The sequence below is a fragment of the Paenibacillus harenae genome, assembly GCF_030812415.1.
Classification (GTDB): domain Bacteria; phylum Bacillota; class Bacilli; order Paenibacillales; family Paenibacillaceae; genus Pristimantibacillus; species Pristimantibacillus harenae_A.
In genome coordinates, this window is sequence record NZ_JAUSST010000009.1 from 103,372 (window position 1) to 118,264 (window position 14,893).

At 52.6% G+C, this 14,893-nt stretch carries 14 protein-coding genes; 11 read left to right on the forward strand and 3 right to left on the reverse strand.

Annotated features, from left to right (window positions below; translation table 11 throughout):
• The first annotated feature begins 222 nt into the window (after nucleotides 1–222).
• A complete protein-coding gene (locus tag J2T14_RS27740) occupies nucleotides 223–789 on the forward strand; it encodes a general stress protein (protein ID WP_307476204.1) in 567 nt (188 codons plus the stop codon).
• An 80-nt stretch (nucleotides 790–869) separates the two neighbouring features.
• On the opposite strand, the gene J2T14_RS27745 is transcribed toward J2T14_RS27740, so the two are convergent.
• A complete protein-coding gene (locus J2T14_RS27745) occupies nucleotides 870–2,102 on the reverse strand; it encodes an NAD(P)/FAD-dependent oxidoreductase (protein WP_307476205.1) in 1,233 nt (410 codons plus the stop codon).
• A gap of 101 nt (nucleotides 2,103–2,203) precedes the next feature.
• Nucleotides 2,204–3,079 carry an AraC family transcriptional regulator gene (locus J2T14_RS27750; protein WP_307476207.1) on the reverse strand — a complete coding sequence of 292 codons (876 nt, stop codon included), beginning with the start codon at nucleotides 3,077–3,079 and terminating at the stop codon, nucleotides 2,204–2,206.
• A gap of 251 nt (nucleotides 3,080–3,330) precedes the next feature.
• Here J2T14_RS27750 and J2T14_RS27755 point away from each other — a divergent pair, with 251 nt between their 5' ends.
• The 4 genes from J2T14_RS27755 to J2T14_RS27770 all read left to right on the forward strand — a co-directional run bounded on the left by J2T14_RS27755 (nucleotide 3,331) and on the right by J2T14_RS27770 (nucleotide 7,877).
• Entirely contained in the window at nucleotides 3,331–4,503 is a 1,173-nt protein-coding gene (locus J2T14_RS27755; RefSeq protein WP_307476209.1) for a galactokinase, read from the forward strand.
• Nucleotides 4,504–4,553: 50 nt separating this feature from the next.
• The gene (galE, locus tag J2T14_RS27760; protein WP_307476211.1) at nucleotides 4,554–5,546 is read left to right on the forward strand and encodes a UDP-glucose 4-epimerase GalE; all 993 of its coding nucleotides are present in this window, start codon (nucleotides 4,554–4,556) and stop codon (nucleotides 5,544–5,546) included.
• Between the two features lie 70 nt (nucleotides 5,547–5,616).
• On the forward strand, nucleotides 5,617–7,215 hold the full coding sequence (locus tag J2T14_RS27765) for a UDP-glucose--hexose-1-phosphate uridylyltransferase (protein WP_307476213.1): 1,599 nt from the start codon (nucleotides 5,617–5,619) through the stop codon (nucleotides 7,213–7,215).
• 206 nt (nucleotides 7,216–7,421) lie between these two features.
• The gene (locus J2T14_RS27770; protein WP_307476215.1) at nucleotides 7,422–7,877 is read left to right on the forward strand and encodes a hypothetical protein; all 456 of its coding nucleotides are present in this window, start codon (nucleotides 7,422–7,424) and stop codon (nucleotides 7,875–7,877) included.
• A 127-nt stretch (nucleotides 7,878–8,004) separates the two neighbouring features.
• Here J2T14_RS27770 and J2T14_RS27775 read toward each other — a convergent pair whose 3' ends face one another.
• Nucleotides 8,005–8,232 carry a DUF1128 domain-containing protein gene (locus J2T14_RS27775; RefSeq protein ID WP_307207633.1) on the reverse strand — a complete coding sequence of 76 codons (228 nt, stop codon included), beginning with the start codon at nucleotides 8,230–8,232 and terminating at the stop codon, nucleotides 8,005–8,007.
• A gap of 189 nt (nucleotides 8,233–8,421) precedes the next feature.
• Between J2T14_RS27775 and yyaC the strand changes: the two genes are divergently transcribed.
• The 6 genes from yyaC to J2T14_RS27805 all read left to right on the forward strand — a co-directional run bounded on the left by yyaC (nucleotide 8,422) and on the right by J2T14_RS27805 (nucleotide 14,840).
• Nucleotides 8,422–9,000 (forward strand): spore protease YyaC, encoded by a 579-nt coding sequence (gene yyaC, locus J2T14_RS27780; RefSeq protein ID WP_307476217.1) that lies wholly within the window; start codon nucleotides 8,422–8,424, stop codon nucleotides 8,998–9,000.
• A gap of 26 nt (nucleotides 9,001–9,026) precedes the next feature.
• A complete protein-coding gene (locus J2T14_RS27785; protein ID WP_307476219.1) occupies nucleotides 9,027–9,890 on the forward strand; it encodes an alpha/beta fold hydrolase in 864 nt (287 codons plus the stop codon).
• A 101-nt stretch (nucleotides 9,891–9,991) separates the two neighbouring features.
• Entirely contained in the window at nucleotides 9,992–10,648 is a 657-nt protein-coding gene (locus J2T14_RS27790) for a DUF6483 family protein (protein WP_307476222.1), read from the forward strand.
• Nucleotides 10,649–10,678: 30 nt separating this feature from the next.
• Nucleotides 10,679–11,857, forward strand: a complete 1,179-nt coding sequence (locus J2T14_RS27795) for a class I SAM-dependent methyltransferase (protein ID WP_307476224.1) — start codon at nucleotides 10,679–10,681, stop codon at nucleotides 11,855–11,857.
• A 105-nt stretch (nucleotides 11,858–11,962) separates the two neighbouring features.
• Nucleotides 11,963–13,639, forward strand: a complete 1,677-nt coding sequence (locus J2T14_RS27800) for a histidine kinase N-terminal 7TM domain-containing diguanylate cyclase (RefSeq protein WP_307476226.1) — start codon at nucleotides 11,963–11,965, stop codon at nucleotides 13,637–13,639.
• A gap of 118 nt (nucleotides 13,640–13,757) precedes the next feature.
• On the forward strand, nucleotides 13,758–14,840 hold the full coding sequence (locus J2T14_RS27805; RefSeq protein ID WP_307476228.1) for an HD-GYP domain-containing protein: 1,083 nt from the start codon (nucleotides 13,758–13,760) through the stop codon (nucleotides 14,838–14,840).
• Nucleotides 14,841–14,893 lie beyond the last annotated feature (53 nt).

Consider the following 14,893-nt stretch of genomic DNA (forward strand, 5'->3'; position numbering starts at 1 on the left):
CTGCTTGTCCGTTTTTTCCCATTCTACTTCCTTCATCATAACCCGAACCGCAAGTATGCACAACCTGTGGAGGACAATACGCGGGCGATAGGCAAAATAAGCATCAATATGCCAAAATACGACTCAATCTCGCGACGGAGGGGCATAACAAAGATAGCTGAAGGGCAATGATTCGCAGCGAATCGTTGCTTCTATCTACGTTCTAGGAGGTTAACGATCGAAATGGCAAGAAAAATCGGTGTGTTCGAAAGCCAACAGCAAGTGATTGATGCCATTGAGCAATTGGAGCAGGCGGGGGTTACGACGGGGGAACTGAAGGTACTTGCGAAAGATGCCGAGCACTCCAGACGAATCGAGGCGGAGAGCGACGTACATGCGGATGAGATGCGCGAGATGGCGCAGACAGATGACCATCAGTACGGGCATGGATATGGCAGTCTAGCCATGGGGGAGGCGGCAGGGTTCGGCGGACCGGGCACGGTTGCCGCCTTAGGCGCCGGCACCTCGGGATCGGGGACGGCTCTGGGCGGATTTCCGGCTGCGATCGCAGCGCTGACGTTATTCGACGCGAAAGAGTATTCAAGCTCCCTGCATGCGCTTGGGCTTGACGACGAAGAGACGGAAATATGCTCGGAAGCGCTCAGCGAGGGCTCGCTCGTTCTGATCGTCGAAACGGACGAGAGCAAATCGTTGATGGATAAGGACGGCGGGCCGGACCTGTCGCGGCTTGGAGCTGCGGAAGCCGTGTTCCGCGGCTGCGGGGCGTCGTTGATCGTCGCAGGCGCCTAAGGATACGCCGACAAAAAAACCGCTTGATTGGCTGCGTTATAACGCAGCTAATCAGGCGGTTTTTTTTGAAAATAAAAGGATCATTGAACTTGGCTAAGCGACTGACGGTCAAGAGCGACGATCGGGGCGAGGCCGTTAGGCACCCCTTTAATTAAATCTCGCAGCAGATCGGCTGCAATCATACTGTAAACAGAGCCGTTGCCGCCGTAACCTAAGCAGTAAAACACATTGGGCCAAGCCGGATCTTCGCCGATAAAAGGCAGGTTGTCGCAGGACTCGCCGAAGGTTGCGTTCCATTCATACTCGACTGGCGCTTCAAACATTGGAAACAGCGATCGCAGCCGCTCGTAAAGTTTCTGGCTATGCTTGCGTTGCGCCTGCGCGCCGTGCAACGGCTGCTCGATATCCTCGTCCATTCCGCCGACGAAGGCCCGATTATAGTTATCCGTGCGCATATACAAATAAGGACGGGCCGTCTCCCAAATGAAGAAATGCTCATGCCAATCCGTCAGGTTAGGCTCTGCACCGGTAACGATAACGAACGATCGCTTCAAGTTCGCTTTGATTAATTTGCCGCGCAGCTCTTCCGGCTCGTAGCCGATCGCGTAGACGACATGCTTCGCTTCTACTTCGAAGCCGTCTGCGGTTAGGAGCACATGATAGCCGTTATCATGCATGCGGTGCTCGACGATATCGGTCTGCTCGTAGGCCATCAAGCCTGCATCCACCGCATGCTTCGCCAATGTGCTAACGAATTTGTAAGGATTAATGGCCGCATCTCCATGGGTTACGATCGCTCCCGGCTTGCGGAACGGAAAGTGCGTTGCAATCTTGTCCGCATCCCAGAATTCCACATCGAAGCCATGCCTACGAAGCGTTTCGTATTCCTTCTTGAGCTTGGGCAAGTCCTGCTCGCTGGAAGCATAATACAGGCTGCTTTTGCGCTTGAAGTCTACACCCCGATCAAGAAGGTTCGCGGTTGATTCGATCCTGTCGACAGCATGTTTGCAAGCTCTATAGAAGGAAACTGCGTCCGATTGGCCAATCTGATCGATAAGATCGCATAACATAATGTCATTGCAGAACTGCAGCATTCCCGTATTGGCGGAAGTGCTGCCGCCGGCAATCTGTCCGCGCTCCAGCATGGCAACCGATAGGCCGCTCTGCAGGAATACATGGCTGCAGATCGTTCCCGACATTCCGCCCCCGATGACGGCGACATCGGTTTTTATATTTTGCTTAAGAGCCGGTTGTTCTAAAGTCGATCCCACCGTTCCCGGCCAGTATAAACGTCCTGTATGAAGCTCCTTCACATGTCATCACTCCCGCTCGTAGTATGCCCGAATTTAGGTGAATATGAACGTGATAGGCAAGCGACGGGCGATGCCGGATGGGGATGAAAACAACGGTTTGCTTAGGATTCCCGCATCGTTCTCATGGAGTCGCGGTAGGAGGTTGGCGATTGCCCGTATAGCTTGCGAAATTGCTTGGAAAAATACAAAGCATCCTGGAGTCCGACGGAAGCCGAGATTTGCTCAACCGTAAGCTCAGGCCGCTCGCGGAGCATATGTCGCGCTTTGTCGATGCGCAGCTTGAGCAGAAAGGTGACCGGCGATACGCCTGTCCGCTGCTTGAAAAAGCGGGAAAGGTAGGCTCGGTTATACCCTAGCGACTCCGCCATCTGCTCGATCGAAACGGGATGCGTGTATTGCGACGATAAGTAATGGATCATTTGCTGCAGCAGTCGGTCTCCTTCGCCCTGGGCGGTGCGAACCGAGCTGTCCGATTCGTCGGCATGCATCGCTTTCACGTATTCGGCCAGCAGCAAATGCAAATAGCCTGTTGCGGACAGATGAGCATCGGGTCCGCCAACCTTGAACGTCTGGTAGATGCGCCGGAATAGAAGTGCCGCCCGCTTCCACTTCTCCGTTCCGATAACTTGACGGTCCATGCGAAAGCCTGCCGCAGCAACGAGCTCAGGCGCAAGCTCCCCGCTAAAGGCGACCCAGCGATAGCGCCACGGCATGGCGTTGTCCGATTCGTAGCTGATCAGCTGCTTCGGCTCGATCAGGAAAGTATCGCCCGCTCGAAGCGAATGTTTCTTGCCTTCGCACTGGAAAACGCCTTCGCCATCCAGCACGATATGCATGAGATAGAAATCATACACTTTTGGGCCAAGCCGATGCGACGGCTTCGTTTGGCTCTCCCCCGCGAATAAGACATTCAGCCGAGCGTACTCCCCTTGCGCATGCACCGGGTTGGACGCAACCATATACATTTCTTGCTGCATCTGACTTTACACCTGCTTTACCCGTTTGTATGAAATCCGCAACCTACAACGTATTAAGACTATGATAGCATGTCCGAATAGCGTTGCGAAAGTCACATAAATCCATATAATGAGCACTTCGCGCCATTTTGTTTTCGGAGCAATTATTTTATACTAAGTTCAGAGTCAAACGGTTGCTCCGTCCAAGCGGCGGTTAAGCCGGCATGGCAATAGCTGAATTATATTCGAGAGAAAAAGGATCGTGATAGCAAATGGCAAATCTCCAAGAGCTGACACAAAAATTTATACACCAATACGGCGAGGGAAACAATGAAATCGCAGTATTCCACGCGCCAGGCCGCGTCAATCTGATTGGCGAGCATACGGACTACAATGGCGGCTACGTATTCCCTGCGGCATTAACATTCGGAACGACGCTTATGATCCGCAAGCGCGACGACAACAAGCTCGGGCTCGCAACGACCAATTTTCCGGCATCGAAGCAGTTCGCCATCGATTCGATCGCTTACGACGAAGCGGACGACTGGATGAATTACCCGAAAGGCATCGTATACGAGCTTCTGCAAAGCGGCGTTATTTTCAAGAACGGCTATGACTTGCTCTACCATGGCGAGATTCCGAACGGCGCAGGCTTGTCCTCCTCGGCATCCATCGAGGTTGTAACGGCATTCGCGCTGCAGACGATGGAAGGGCTCGAAATCGACAAGGTGAAGATCGCCCTCCTCTCGCAGAAGTCGGAGAACGAATTCAACGGCGTCAACAGCGGCATCATGGACCAGTTTGCGGTCGCAAACGGCAAAGCCGATCACGCTATTCTGCTCATGTGCGATACGCTGGAATATGAGCTCATTCCGTTCCAACCAAACGGCTACAAGCTCGTGATCGGCAATACGAACAAACGCCGCGGTCTTGTCGATTCGAAGTACAACGAGCGCCGCAGCGAATGCGATCAAGCCGTTGAAGACTTGAAGGCCGCATATCCGGACCTGACTTTGCTCGGACAGCTTAGCCTGGAGCAGTTCAATTCGGCCAAACATCTGATTAAGAGCGACGTCGTGCGGGGCAGAGCACAGCATGTCGTGGAAGAAATCGACCGCGTGCTCCAATCGATCAAAGCGCTGCGTGCGAACGATCTAAAGAAATTCGGCCAACTGATGAACGGCTCGCATGATTCGCTCCGCGATCTGTACGAAGTAACGGGCGACGAGCTGGACGCGATGGTAGCGGCGGCGCGCCAAGTGCCGGGCGTACTCGGCTCGCGGATGACGGGAGCAGGCTTCGGCGGTTGTACCGTATCGCTTGTCCATGAAGACAGCGTCGAAGCGTTCAAAGAAGAAGTAGGAAGCAAATATAAAGCGGCAACTGGCCTGACAGCCGATTTCTATGTATGCTCTATCGGCAACGGCGTAGAACGACTGGTTTAATAAGGGTCCAACGAGCAACAGCAATTAGCAAAAGAGAGGGGAAATGTACGATGGCAGTATTAGTAACGGGAGGAGCCGGTTATATCGGTTCCCACGCAGTAGCGGCATTGAAGGAACGCGGCGAGGAAATCGTCGTCGTGGACAACTTGCAGCAAGGGCATAAGGAAGCGCTGCTGGGCGGCAAGCTATACGAGGGTGATCTTCGCGACGCGGATTTCCTGGACCGGGTATTCCAAGAGAACGAGATCGATGCGGTTATTCACTTCGCGGCGAACTCGCTGGTCGGAGAGAGCATGAAGGACCCGGGCAAGTACTATCATAACAACGTGTACGGCACGTTGTGCCTGCTCGAGAAGATGAATGAGCACAATGTTCGCAAAATCGTGTTCTCCTCAACGGCGGCCACTTACGGCGAGCCCGAGAACGTGCCGATCGACGAGTTCGACCGTACGCTGCCGACGAACGCTTACGGCGAAACGAAGCTTGCGATGGAGAAAATGATGAAGTGGTTCGATGTGGCCCACAACATCAAGTTCGTATCGCTGCGCTACTTCAATGCGGCAGGCGCGCATGAGAGCGGCAAGATCGGCGAGGACCACAGCCCGGAGACGCATCTGATTCCGATCGTGCTCCAAGCGGCGCTTGGCCAGCGTCCGCATATTTCGGTATTCGGCGAAGACTACGAGACGGAAGACGGCACATGCATCCGCGATTACATTCACGTAAGCGACTTGGCCGATGCGCATGTCCTTGCGGTGGACCGTCTTCGCGGCGGAGCGGACAGCGCCGTCTACAATCTTGGCAACGGTCAAGGCTTCTCGGTTAAGCAAGTGATCGACATCGCGCGCGCCGTAACGGGCAAAGAGATTCCGGCTGTTATGGAAGCTCGCCGCGCAGGCGATCCTGCCGTGCTCGTCGCTTCGTCGGACCGGGCCCGCAAGGAGCTTGGCTGGAATCCAAAGCGCAATAAGCTCGAAGACATTATCCAGAGCGCTTGGAACTGGCATTCGGCTAATCCGAACGGCTATAACGACAAGCAATAATGCATGCGTCAGCTATCGCCGTCATCTGACGGCGATAGCTGTTTAAATATAGAGAAGGGAGCAATACCGTATGACAACCGAACTGCAAGCGCAGGCACAAGCTACAGGTGCCGACGAGGCGCTTCTGCTAATCGAACGACTGCTTCAATTCGCTAAGCAGCGGGGCATGATTGAAGCGCTTGACGTGCATGCTGCGCGCAACGCGATGCTTGATCTGTTCCAATTCACGGAGCCAATGGAGGGCGAAGCTCCTGATGAGGAGCTGGAAAGCGCTGTTGAACTGCTCGGGCCGCTGCTTGATTATGGCTATGGCATTGGTCTTATTCCCGACAATACCACGACGTTCCGCGATTTGCTCGACGCTAAAATTATGGGACTGCTCATGCCCCGCGCTTCCGAGGCAGCAGCCGCATTCCAGCGGCTGGCTGCGTCAGAAGGCGTAAAGGCGGCGACTGACGCCTTCTACCGTCTGAGCATCGATTCGAACTATATTCGGATGGACCGGATCCGCAAGAACGACTACTGGCTGCATCCTACCGAATACGGCAAGCTGGAGATCACGATCAATCTGTCGAAGCCGGAGAAGGATCCGAAGGAAATTGCGCTTCTTAAGACGCTCCCGCAGTCGAAATATCCGAAGAGCCTGCTCAGCGTCGCCAATGTTGGCTATGCCGGACGGGCTGACCATCCCGCTCGGCAAAATCTGCGCGTCGTGCCGCTCTCGCTGCAAGGCGAGGAATGGTTCTTCCAGTACTCGCCTTATGTGTACTACAACGAGCATAGCATCGTGTTCAAGGGCAAAGACGAGCCGATGGTCATTACGCACGCATCGTTCGCGAGGCTGCTTGACTTCGTCGAGCAATTCCCGCATTACTTCGTTGGCTCGAACGCGGATCTGCCGATCGTCGGCGGTTCGATTCTAAGCCATGACCATTATCAGGCCGGACGCCATGTCTTCCCTATGGAGGTCGCGCCTGAAGACAACAGGTTCGCCGATTCGTTGCATCCGGGCGTAAGCTACGGCATCGTTAGCTGGCCGATGTCCGTCGTGCGCCTCTCCGGCGCCGACAAAGCGGAGGTTCATAGCGCGGCATGCCGCATGCTCGATGAGTGGCGGAACTACAGCGATGAGTCGGCGGATGTGAGGGCTTATACGGAGCGGGAAGGCGCTGCACGCATTCCGCACAATACGATAACGCCGATTGCCCGACTGCGCGACAACGGCGAGTATGAGCTTGATCTGGTGCTTCGCAACAACCGCACGAGTGAGGAACATCCGGACGGCATCTTCCACCCGCATAAGCATCTGCATCACATCAAGAAAGAAAATATCGGCCTTATCGAAGTAATGGGACTTGCCGTGCTTCCGGGCCGCTTGAAGGAAGAGCTGGAGCAGATTGCCGCTTACTTGACGGGCGAGAGCGACGCTGGCGACAAGCGGCTGGACGATGCCTCGCATCCGCTCAGCAAGCATGCAGCCTGGATGAGAGAGCTGGTAACGAGGTTCGGCTCTGCTTGTACGCCCGAAAGGGCAAAGGAGATCGTGGAAGCGGAGACCGGCGACAAGTTTCTCGAAGTGCTGAAGGATGCCGGCGTCTTCAAACGAAATGCCGAAGGCGCTGCCGCATTCGACCGATTCCTTTCCTCCATGGGTCTGCAAAAGGCTTAATCGAAAGTTAACCTGAAGAAGAAGCAATTCCGATTGCTTCTTCTTTATTTTGCTAATCATTGTAAAGTACTTACACATTGCGATGCGAATAATAATAAATTATTAATTTGTAAACTACAAAATTTTATGGTATTTTTTATAGGAAAAACATTTCTTATTGCATAATTGCTTTGTAACGTTACATTCAATTTATCAGGAGGATCGATATGACCGAGAAGATGATTCCGTTAGATGAGTTTTTGGAGCTGAGCACAGACGAGCAAGTGGAGAAATTGAAACGATGGAAGATGGATTATACGCTGAAGGACATTCGGGAAGCCTGGAATTTCAAACATTCCGCGCAATATTATATGTTGTTGAAGAAGCTGCGCATTTATGAGCGTGTAGTGAACAAATCCGATAAATTTTATCCCGTGCAGGAGCAGCTGTTGAATCATAACGGTGCAAACGGCGAGCGCGGCTGGAGAGGCCAACCGGCTTACTTGCAGGAGACCAAACAGCCTTCCGACAGCTTCGACTATCATTTGAATACGACGCTCAGCGGACCTCAGCTTGCGGACAAGCTGGAGCGAATCGCTCACTTCCTCAAGGGCGAGCTCAAGGATGTTACAATCAAGCTATCCATCGTAGCCGCAGAGACGACGGTAGATGAGCAAGAATAGAAGGGGACAACAAAGAACCGAGGCAGTCATTTCATAGCTGCACTCGGTTTTTCTATCGTATGCTGTGATTTAATGCCTGTTAATGGAATAAAATGTATGGTTGTAATAAAGGTTTAATCAAATAGGATTATTTTCCTCGCAGCTTGCCCAGCTCTGATACGAGCGCTTCCACTTCGCTGATGCTGAACTTGTCTTTCGATGCGACCACTTCGTATAAGTCTTTGATATCCTCGTAGTGTTCGACTTTGAAGGACGAAGCCTGCATCGCTGCCGCAGAAGCCATCTTTAGCTTGGCTTTGATCGTTTCGATCATGAATTCAATATTTTCTTGGGTATGGGATTCCAGATTCGTCATCGGATTTCCTCCTTCAATTGCTGTGCCGCTTGCTAGGGCGGCGCACGGCGTGTATGGGTGATTCCGACATTGTAACATTTTTTGAACGTCGATGCTCATAAATTGAAGCTCGCACCGAAATTGGATACAATCAATGCAATACCTGTTATTTCATAAAATAGAGCAAACGATTGAGTGTGAGGCATGGATATGACAATTGAATTTGAACGTTTTGAGCAGACGAGGCAGGAAGAAAGCCGGGATAGCGGGTTGGTCAGCTTCTTCCAGCGCATCGCGGAGCAGCAGCCCGATCGAACCCGCATCGTATTCGTATGCATCGGAACCGATCGATCGACGGGGGATGCGTTCGGGCCGCTCGTCGGGACGCTGCTTCGGGAGCGGGGGTGGCCGCGCGTCATCGGCACGCTTGCGGAGCCTTGCGACGCCCATACTGTCGCTCATGCACAAGCCACAGTAGGAGAACGGGATACGGTTATTGCCATTGACGCTTGTCTGGGGCATCCGAAGTCGATTGGCAGCTTCATCGCGGCCAATCGCGCGCTGCAGCCGGGCAAGGCGATCGGAAGACAATTGCCGCCCGTAGGGCATTATAGTATTGCCGGCGTCGTTAATAGCCATGGACCGAAAGCGTATTGGAAGCTGCAGACCACGTCGCTGAACTTCGTCATGCAGATGGCGGGCAAAGTAGCTGCAGCGGCGGAGCAAGCATGGATGCAACCGGGGGCCAGCAGCGATGAGGAATTGATCAAGCTGCCGATTCCATTATAGAAACGGATAGAGGAGCGTGTTGCGAGATGGGCAACGGAGCAGAACGAGAGACGATTTCGATAGCGAATGCGAAAGTTGAATTAAATAACGGGATTGAATTGGCTTATTATGATTCATCCGTAGTGTCCGCAGGCGATGCTGCCGAGAGCGGCGGCGTCATTGTTCTTCTTCACGGGTATTGCGGAAGCTCGGCATACTGGGAACGCGTTGTTGGCCCGTTGTCGCGCACGGCTCGCATCATTGCCCCGGATGCAAGGGGCCATGGACTAAGTTCAGCATCGGATGATGAAGTGTATTCCATGGAGATGTATGCAAGCGATATCGAGAGTCTGCTTGAGAAGGTGAAGGTAGACAAGGCATGCTTGCTCGGACATTCGCTTGGCGGTTATATTACGCTCGCTTTCGCGGAGAAGTACGGCGAGCGTCTAAGCGGCTTCGGCCTCATCCATTCGACGGCGAAAGAAGACGGCGAAGCGGCCAAGCTTAATCGCGACAAGGCTGCGGCAACGCTTCAGCGGGATGGCGTTAGGCCGTTCGTAGACGGGCTTATTCCGAAACTGTTCGCGCCGGAGCATGCCGAAGCCAGGCAGGCGGATATTGAGCGCGGCAAGCAGATCGGCTACGCGACCTCGCTGCAAGGCGCTGTCGGGACGGCAAGGGGGATGAAGCAGCGCCCGGACCGGACGGAGCTAATCAGGCAGTCGCCGTTGCCGGTATTGCTCGTTGCAGGGGCTGCCGACGCGCTTATTCCTGCAGAGAGCACGTTTGCTGCCGCTGGACTCCGCGCTATTCAGCAAAAGCTGGAATCATCCGGGCATATGGGGATGGTAGAGCAGCCGGAAGAGCTGATTGCTATCATTAGCCGATTTGCGGATATGTTGAACGTGTAAGAACTCTCGTCCGCCTGGGCTGCTACTGCTCTTTGAGACAGGCGGTACAGAAATAAATCGCGAGCAATGGGCATGGGCATTAGACGGGGGAGTGAGTGCGGTTGTTTCAAAGGGATTATTTCATGCGGATGATCGAGCAGATGACGGAAGCGGTCGGTCAGATCCTTCAGCTTAGGCGGGAGAGAAAGCAGGAGGAAGCGCTGCTCGTGCTTGACGAGCTGCTGGACAAAAAATTTCGGCTGAGCAGCAAGCTGATCCGTTCCTTATCGGATGAAGATTTGCTTCGGATGATGACGACGAACGGCATGCTCGAGTCCGATCAGCTAGGCGCGATTGCAATACTTATCCGGCAGGAGGCGGAGCTTCACGGGGAGCTTGGCCGGGAGGACGAAAGCTTCATGTTGTCGATAAAGGCGCTTCGCCTCTTCTTGAGGTTATCCTTGGCGGACGCCGAGACGGTCATCGTGAATCCGAATGAACAGGTGGTTGAATTGCTGGAGGAGCTGCGGCCTTACGAGCTACCTGTGCATACGAAGAGACTGCTGGCAGCTTGGCATGAAGCGGAAGGCCGTTATGACCAGGTGGAAAATGTGATGCACGAGTTGCTGGACGACAGCGCGCTCTCGGCAGCGGATGCGGCGGATATGTATCGAAGGCTGCTGCTGCTTGACGACGAGCGGCTTGAGGCCGGAGGATTGCCTAGGCACGAGATTGAGCAAGGACTTCGAGAGCTGCATGCCCAGTATGAGCTGGGTTGAATAGAGAACCATTAGGAGTGAACGTACAGCATGACAGAACAATGGCGGCAACATATCAAGGATTGGGTTGGAAAGGGCGAGCTGATGCAGGCTACGCTGAGCGGCTTGCGACGCAAGGACGGGAATGCTGCCCCCAAAACGGTTATTCGCAAGGTTCAATTGAAGAACGGCTTGCATTATCAATTCGAGTCCCATTATGCCAATAAAGTAACGCATGACAACGTTGCGGAGGAGAATGCGCCGGAACGCATTTCCGCCCTGTTGGATGAGCATTACAAGCAGGCGCTTATTAAGACGCCATCGGCGGACGTTCAATTGCTGTTCAACAAGAAGGGCAAAGCGACGATTCTATCGAATGCTCCGACCGGGGCAGCGAAGCAGGTGAGCCTCGAGCATAATCGCCAGAAACAGCGCATTATCGAGGAAGGCAACGCTGCGCCGTTTCTCGTTGAGCTTGGCATCATGACGCCTGACGGCAAGGTGCATGCCAAGAAACAGGACAAGTACCGCCAGATCAATCGTTTCTTGGAGATGGTGACGGATGTACTGGATTATTTGCCGAAGGACCGCGAGCTTACGATTGTAGATTTTGGCTGCGGCAAGTCGTACTTGACGTTCGCCTTGTATCACTTGCTGGCCACCCAGCAGAAGCGGAGCATTAACGTCATCGGGCTCGATCTGAAAGCGGACGTCATCGCGTTCTGCAATGAGCTTGCGAATAAGCTTGGCTACGACAAGCTGCGCTTCCTTGTCGGCGATATTGCCGAGTATGAGGAGCTGCAATCGGCCGATATGGTCGTTACGCTGCATGCATGCGACACCGCTACCGATGCAGCTTTGGCGAAGGCTGTCAACTGGGACGCATCCGTTATCATGTCCGTGCCTTGCTGCCAGCATGAGTTGTTCCGGCAGATCGACAATGATTTGCTGTCCCCGATCCTGTCGCAAGGCTTGCTCAAGGAACGGTTCGCAGCCCTTGCAACCGATGCCGCAAGAGGAACGCTGTTGGAGGCGCTTGGCTATAAGGTTCAAATGTTGGAGTTCGTCGATCCCGAGCATACGCCAAAAAACCTGCTGATCCGTGCCGTACGCGGCGAGAAGCTGGTCTTCTCGGACAAGAAGTGGGAGCAGTATGAGCAGTTCAAAAACTTCCTTCGCGTATCGCCGGCTTTGGAGCGAGTGCTGTCTGAACGATTGCCGGCGCGTTAGCCCAATGATGAAGCGCTGCAAATACGCGATTGTCGATCCCAATTACATTTGATACAATGGAAGAAGATGGCTATTACGATGGATGGGTGAACCGAATTGGGATGGATGTTCTGGATAGACCCGGCAATGTTTCTCATTTTGTTCTGCTTGTTTTTTTACGTCTTTTCTTCCAATTCCATTACGGTGCTGCATCGTATTTATTTATTGCTCCATATCGTATTTATGATTTGGCCGATATTTCAATTCGTGGCGCAGACCGCAAGCAACACGGAATATCAGTTGTTATTTTTGTCTATCTCCTACGTAGGCCTGTCCTTACTTGGTATTGGTTGGTTCGTATTGACGTTGTTTTTCACAGGCCAATCGTATGTTATTAGAAAAAGTCGTTTATTCATGCTGGCGATACCTGCCCTTGCTTCTGTCGCGGCAATCGTCTTCAATCCTGACGGCATGTTTCTTTCCATTAACGATACGATCGCTTCCGGGAAGCAGCTTCAGCATGGACCGCTATATTGGGTCATGATTGGACAGCTTCTCTTGTATGTGGCGGTTTCGTTCATCATTATGATCTATAAACTGCGCACAGATGAATCGAAGAGGCATCGGACGCTCGTTAGAACCGTGTTGATCGGACTGATGACCCACCTGCTGTTCTCGCTTGCGGACCTTGTCGTCAATGTCTTGTTCATTGATTACGTATATCGCTACGTACCGCTTGTATCGGTAGGCATGACGCTTACCGCCATTTATTTGGTACATGCCATTGGCCGCAATAAGGTGCTGGATATTATTCAGATTGCTCAGCGCGATGTGATGAATACGATGTCTACGGGCATCATCGTGCTGGACGAATTCGATACGATTATTGAAGTGAATAAGGTCATTAAACCGATCATTAGGCTTCGCATCGGCGACAAACTGGATACGGCAACGATTGCTTTAACGTTCAAGGATGAAGCGGCCAAAGATTTCGAGGCTTTCTTCAACGAGGTGCGAAACCGCCCAATGGATCGCGTGGAGTTCGAGCTGGAGCTGAAGAATGATCGTTTCCGACACATTATTATACAGTCTGCACCGATTCTGGATCAGAAGAAAGCAGCTATCGGTCGCGTGCTTACATTCCAGGACGTCACGGAGCTTAGGCTTCTTGTGGAAGAGACGAATCGGCAAAACGTACAGCTGCATGATCGCAACCGGGACTTGATGCTTATGCAAGACGAGCTTTCCCAGGCGAACAAGAAGCTGGAGCAGATGGCGATCACGGATGGCCTGACCGGCTGTTATAATCGCCGGTACTTATTGCTGCAGTTGGAGCAAGAGGTTATGATGAACCTGAAATTCGGGATTTCATTTTCCATTTTCTTATTCGATTTGGACTACTTCAAGTTAATTAATGACAAGTATGGACATCTCGTTGGCGATGAGGTGCTCTGCAGCACGGTGAATGCCGTGAAGGGCGCGCTGCGCAAGACCGATATTTTGGCGCGTTATGGTGGCGAGGAGTTCACCGTCTACTTGCCGCATACGAACCGCGAGCAGGCGGACATCATCGCCGATCTGGTCAAAGAAGCGGTAGAGAGCAACCGGGTGCAGATCGGTGCGGGAGAACCGTCTATATCGGTTACCATCAGTATGGGCGTTGTTTCGATCGAACACTTCGAACCATCCGTCATTGATGATCCAAAAGCCTATTTGCGAGAAATATTAGCCCAGGCCGATGCAGCATTGTATGAGGCCAAGTACAACGGCAGAAACAGGATCGTCAAGCGAAAGCTGGCATAATAGTCCGGAGGCGCAGCTTCCGGGTTATTGGTTTTTCTGCTACTATTATCGTGGTCATTCAGTTGGATATCTGATAAAATAATGAAATCCAAACTGTCGAAAGCGGGAACTAGTCGAAATGAGAAAAGTGCAAATTGAACTGGTAAAGCCCGGAGATAAACTGGCAAAACCTATTTTTCAAGATAATGGAAACGTTCTACTGGGCGAAGGTATTGAACTGAATGATCGCTACATCGATCGATTGCGCACTTTAGGCATCGATTTTTTGTTAATTGAGGACGGGAAGACGGTAGATATTATTCCCGAGGAGACGGTCCGAGACGAGACGCGCAAGCAGGCGGTCGATGCGATCTACAAAACAATGAACGCCTTCAAAGAGCCTAACAACTCAAAGGGGCGGACGATTGCGCCGGATATGGGACGGACGTTCCGATCCGTATTCGGACAGATCATGTCCGATCTTAGTACGAGGCCTAACTTGCTTGTCAATCTGACAAGCATTCATTCCAAGGATGCCTATCTCTTTCAGCATTCTTTCAATGTCGCCGTACTTGCCGGCATCATGGGCATCGCCAAAGGATTCAACCGCAATCAGCTCGAGGAGCTGGGCATCGGGGCGCTGCTGTTCGATATCGGAATGACGAAGGTGCCGGATAGCGTCCTTGGGCGCAAAGGAAGACTGACGCCGGAAGAATATGCGTTTGTCCGCAATCATACAACCGAAGGATTCGATATTTTGCGCAAATATCACGATATCTCGATCGTATCGGCTCATTGTGCATTGCAGCATCATGAACGCTTTAACGGCTCGGGTTACCCGCGCGGACTAAAGGGCAGCGAGATTCATATGTATGGCCAGATCGTTGGGCTCGCCGATACGTTCGACGCTTTAACTTCGCCTAGGCCGCATCGGAAACGTTATACGTCCAGCGAAGCGATCGAATTTCTGTTCGCGGCCGGAGGTACGTTTTTTGATATTGATTTGATCAAACTGTTCTGCAAGCATATATCCATTTACCCGGTTGCGACTACGCTGCAGCTCAGTACGGGTCAGATTGGCGTCGTATCGGAAAATAATGAGCTTGCCGTACACCGGCCGCGCATCCGCATCATTAAGGAAGCGGACGGCACGGAGCCGAAGTCTCCTTACGAGATCGAACTGAAGGACATGCTGCATATTACGATAATTAACGAGCTGTAGCGTTGTTTTGTTAGGAATGGCCATGCAAATATAGGTTCATCGCGCCGGGAGCC

Bases quoted from the DNA above. Each gene is read 5' to 3' on its own strand.
- J2T14_RS27740 (WP_307476204.1), top strand. From the start codon at position 223: ATGGCAAGAAAAATCGGTGTGTTCGAAAGCCAACAGCAAGTGATTGAT.
- J2T14_RS27750 (WP_307476207.1), bottom strand. From the start codon at position 3,079: ATGCAGCAAGAAATGTATATGGTTGCGTCCAACCCGGTGCATGCGCAA.
- J2T14_RS27755 (WP_307476209.1), top strand. From the start codon at position 3,331: ATGGCAAATCTCCAAGAGCTGACACAAAAATTTATACACCAATACGGC.
- galE (WP_307476211.1), top strand. From the start codon at position 4,554: ATGGCAGTATTAGTAACGGGAGGAGCCGGTTATATCGGTTCCCACGCA.
- J2T14_RS27765 (WP_307476213.1), top strand. From the start codon at position 5,617: ATGACAACCGAACTGCAAGCGCAGGCACAAGCTACAGGTGCCGACGAG.
- J2T14_RS27770 (WP_307476215.1), top strand. From the start codon at position 7,422: ATGACCGAGAAGATGATTCCGTTAGATGAGTTTTTGGAGCTGAGCACA.
- J2T14_RS27775 (WP_307207633.1), bottom strand. From the start codon at position 8,232: ATGACGAATCTGGAATCCCATACCCAAGAAAATATTGAATTCATGATC.
- yyaC (WP_307476217.1), top strand. From the start codon at position 8,422: ATGACAATTGAATTTGAACGTTTTGAGCAGACGAGGCAGGAAGAAAGC.
- J2T14_RS27785 (WP_307476219.1), top strand. From the start codon at position 9,027: ATGGGCAACGGAGCAGAACGAGAGACGATTTCGATAGCGAATGCGAAA.
- J2T14_RS27795 (WP_307476224.1), top strand. From the start codon at position 10,679: ATGACAGAACAATGGCGGCAACATATCAAGGATTGGGTTGGAAAGGGC.
- J2T14_RS27800 (WP_307476226.1), top strand. From the start codon at position 11,963: ATGTTCTGGATAGACCCGGCAATGTTTCTCATTTTGTTCTGCTTGTTT.
- J2T14_RS27805 (WP_307476228.1), top strand. From the start codon at position 13,758: ATGAGAAAAGTGCAAATTGAACTGGTAAAGCCCGGAGATAAACTGGCA.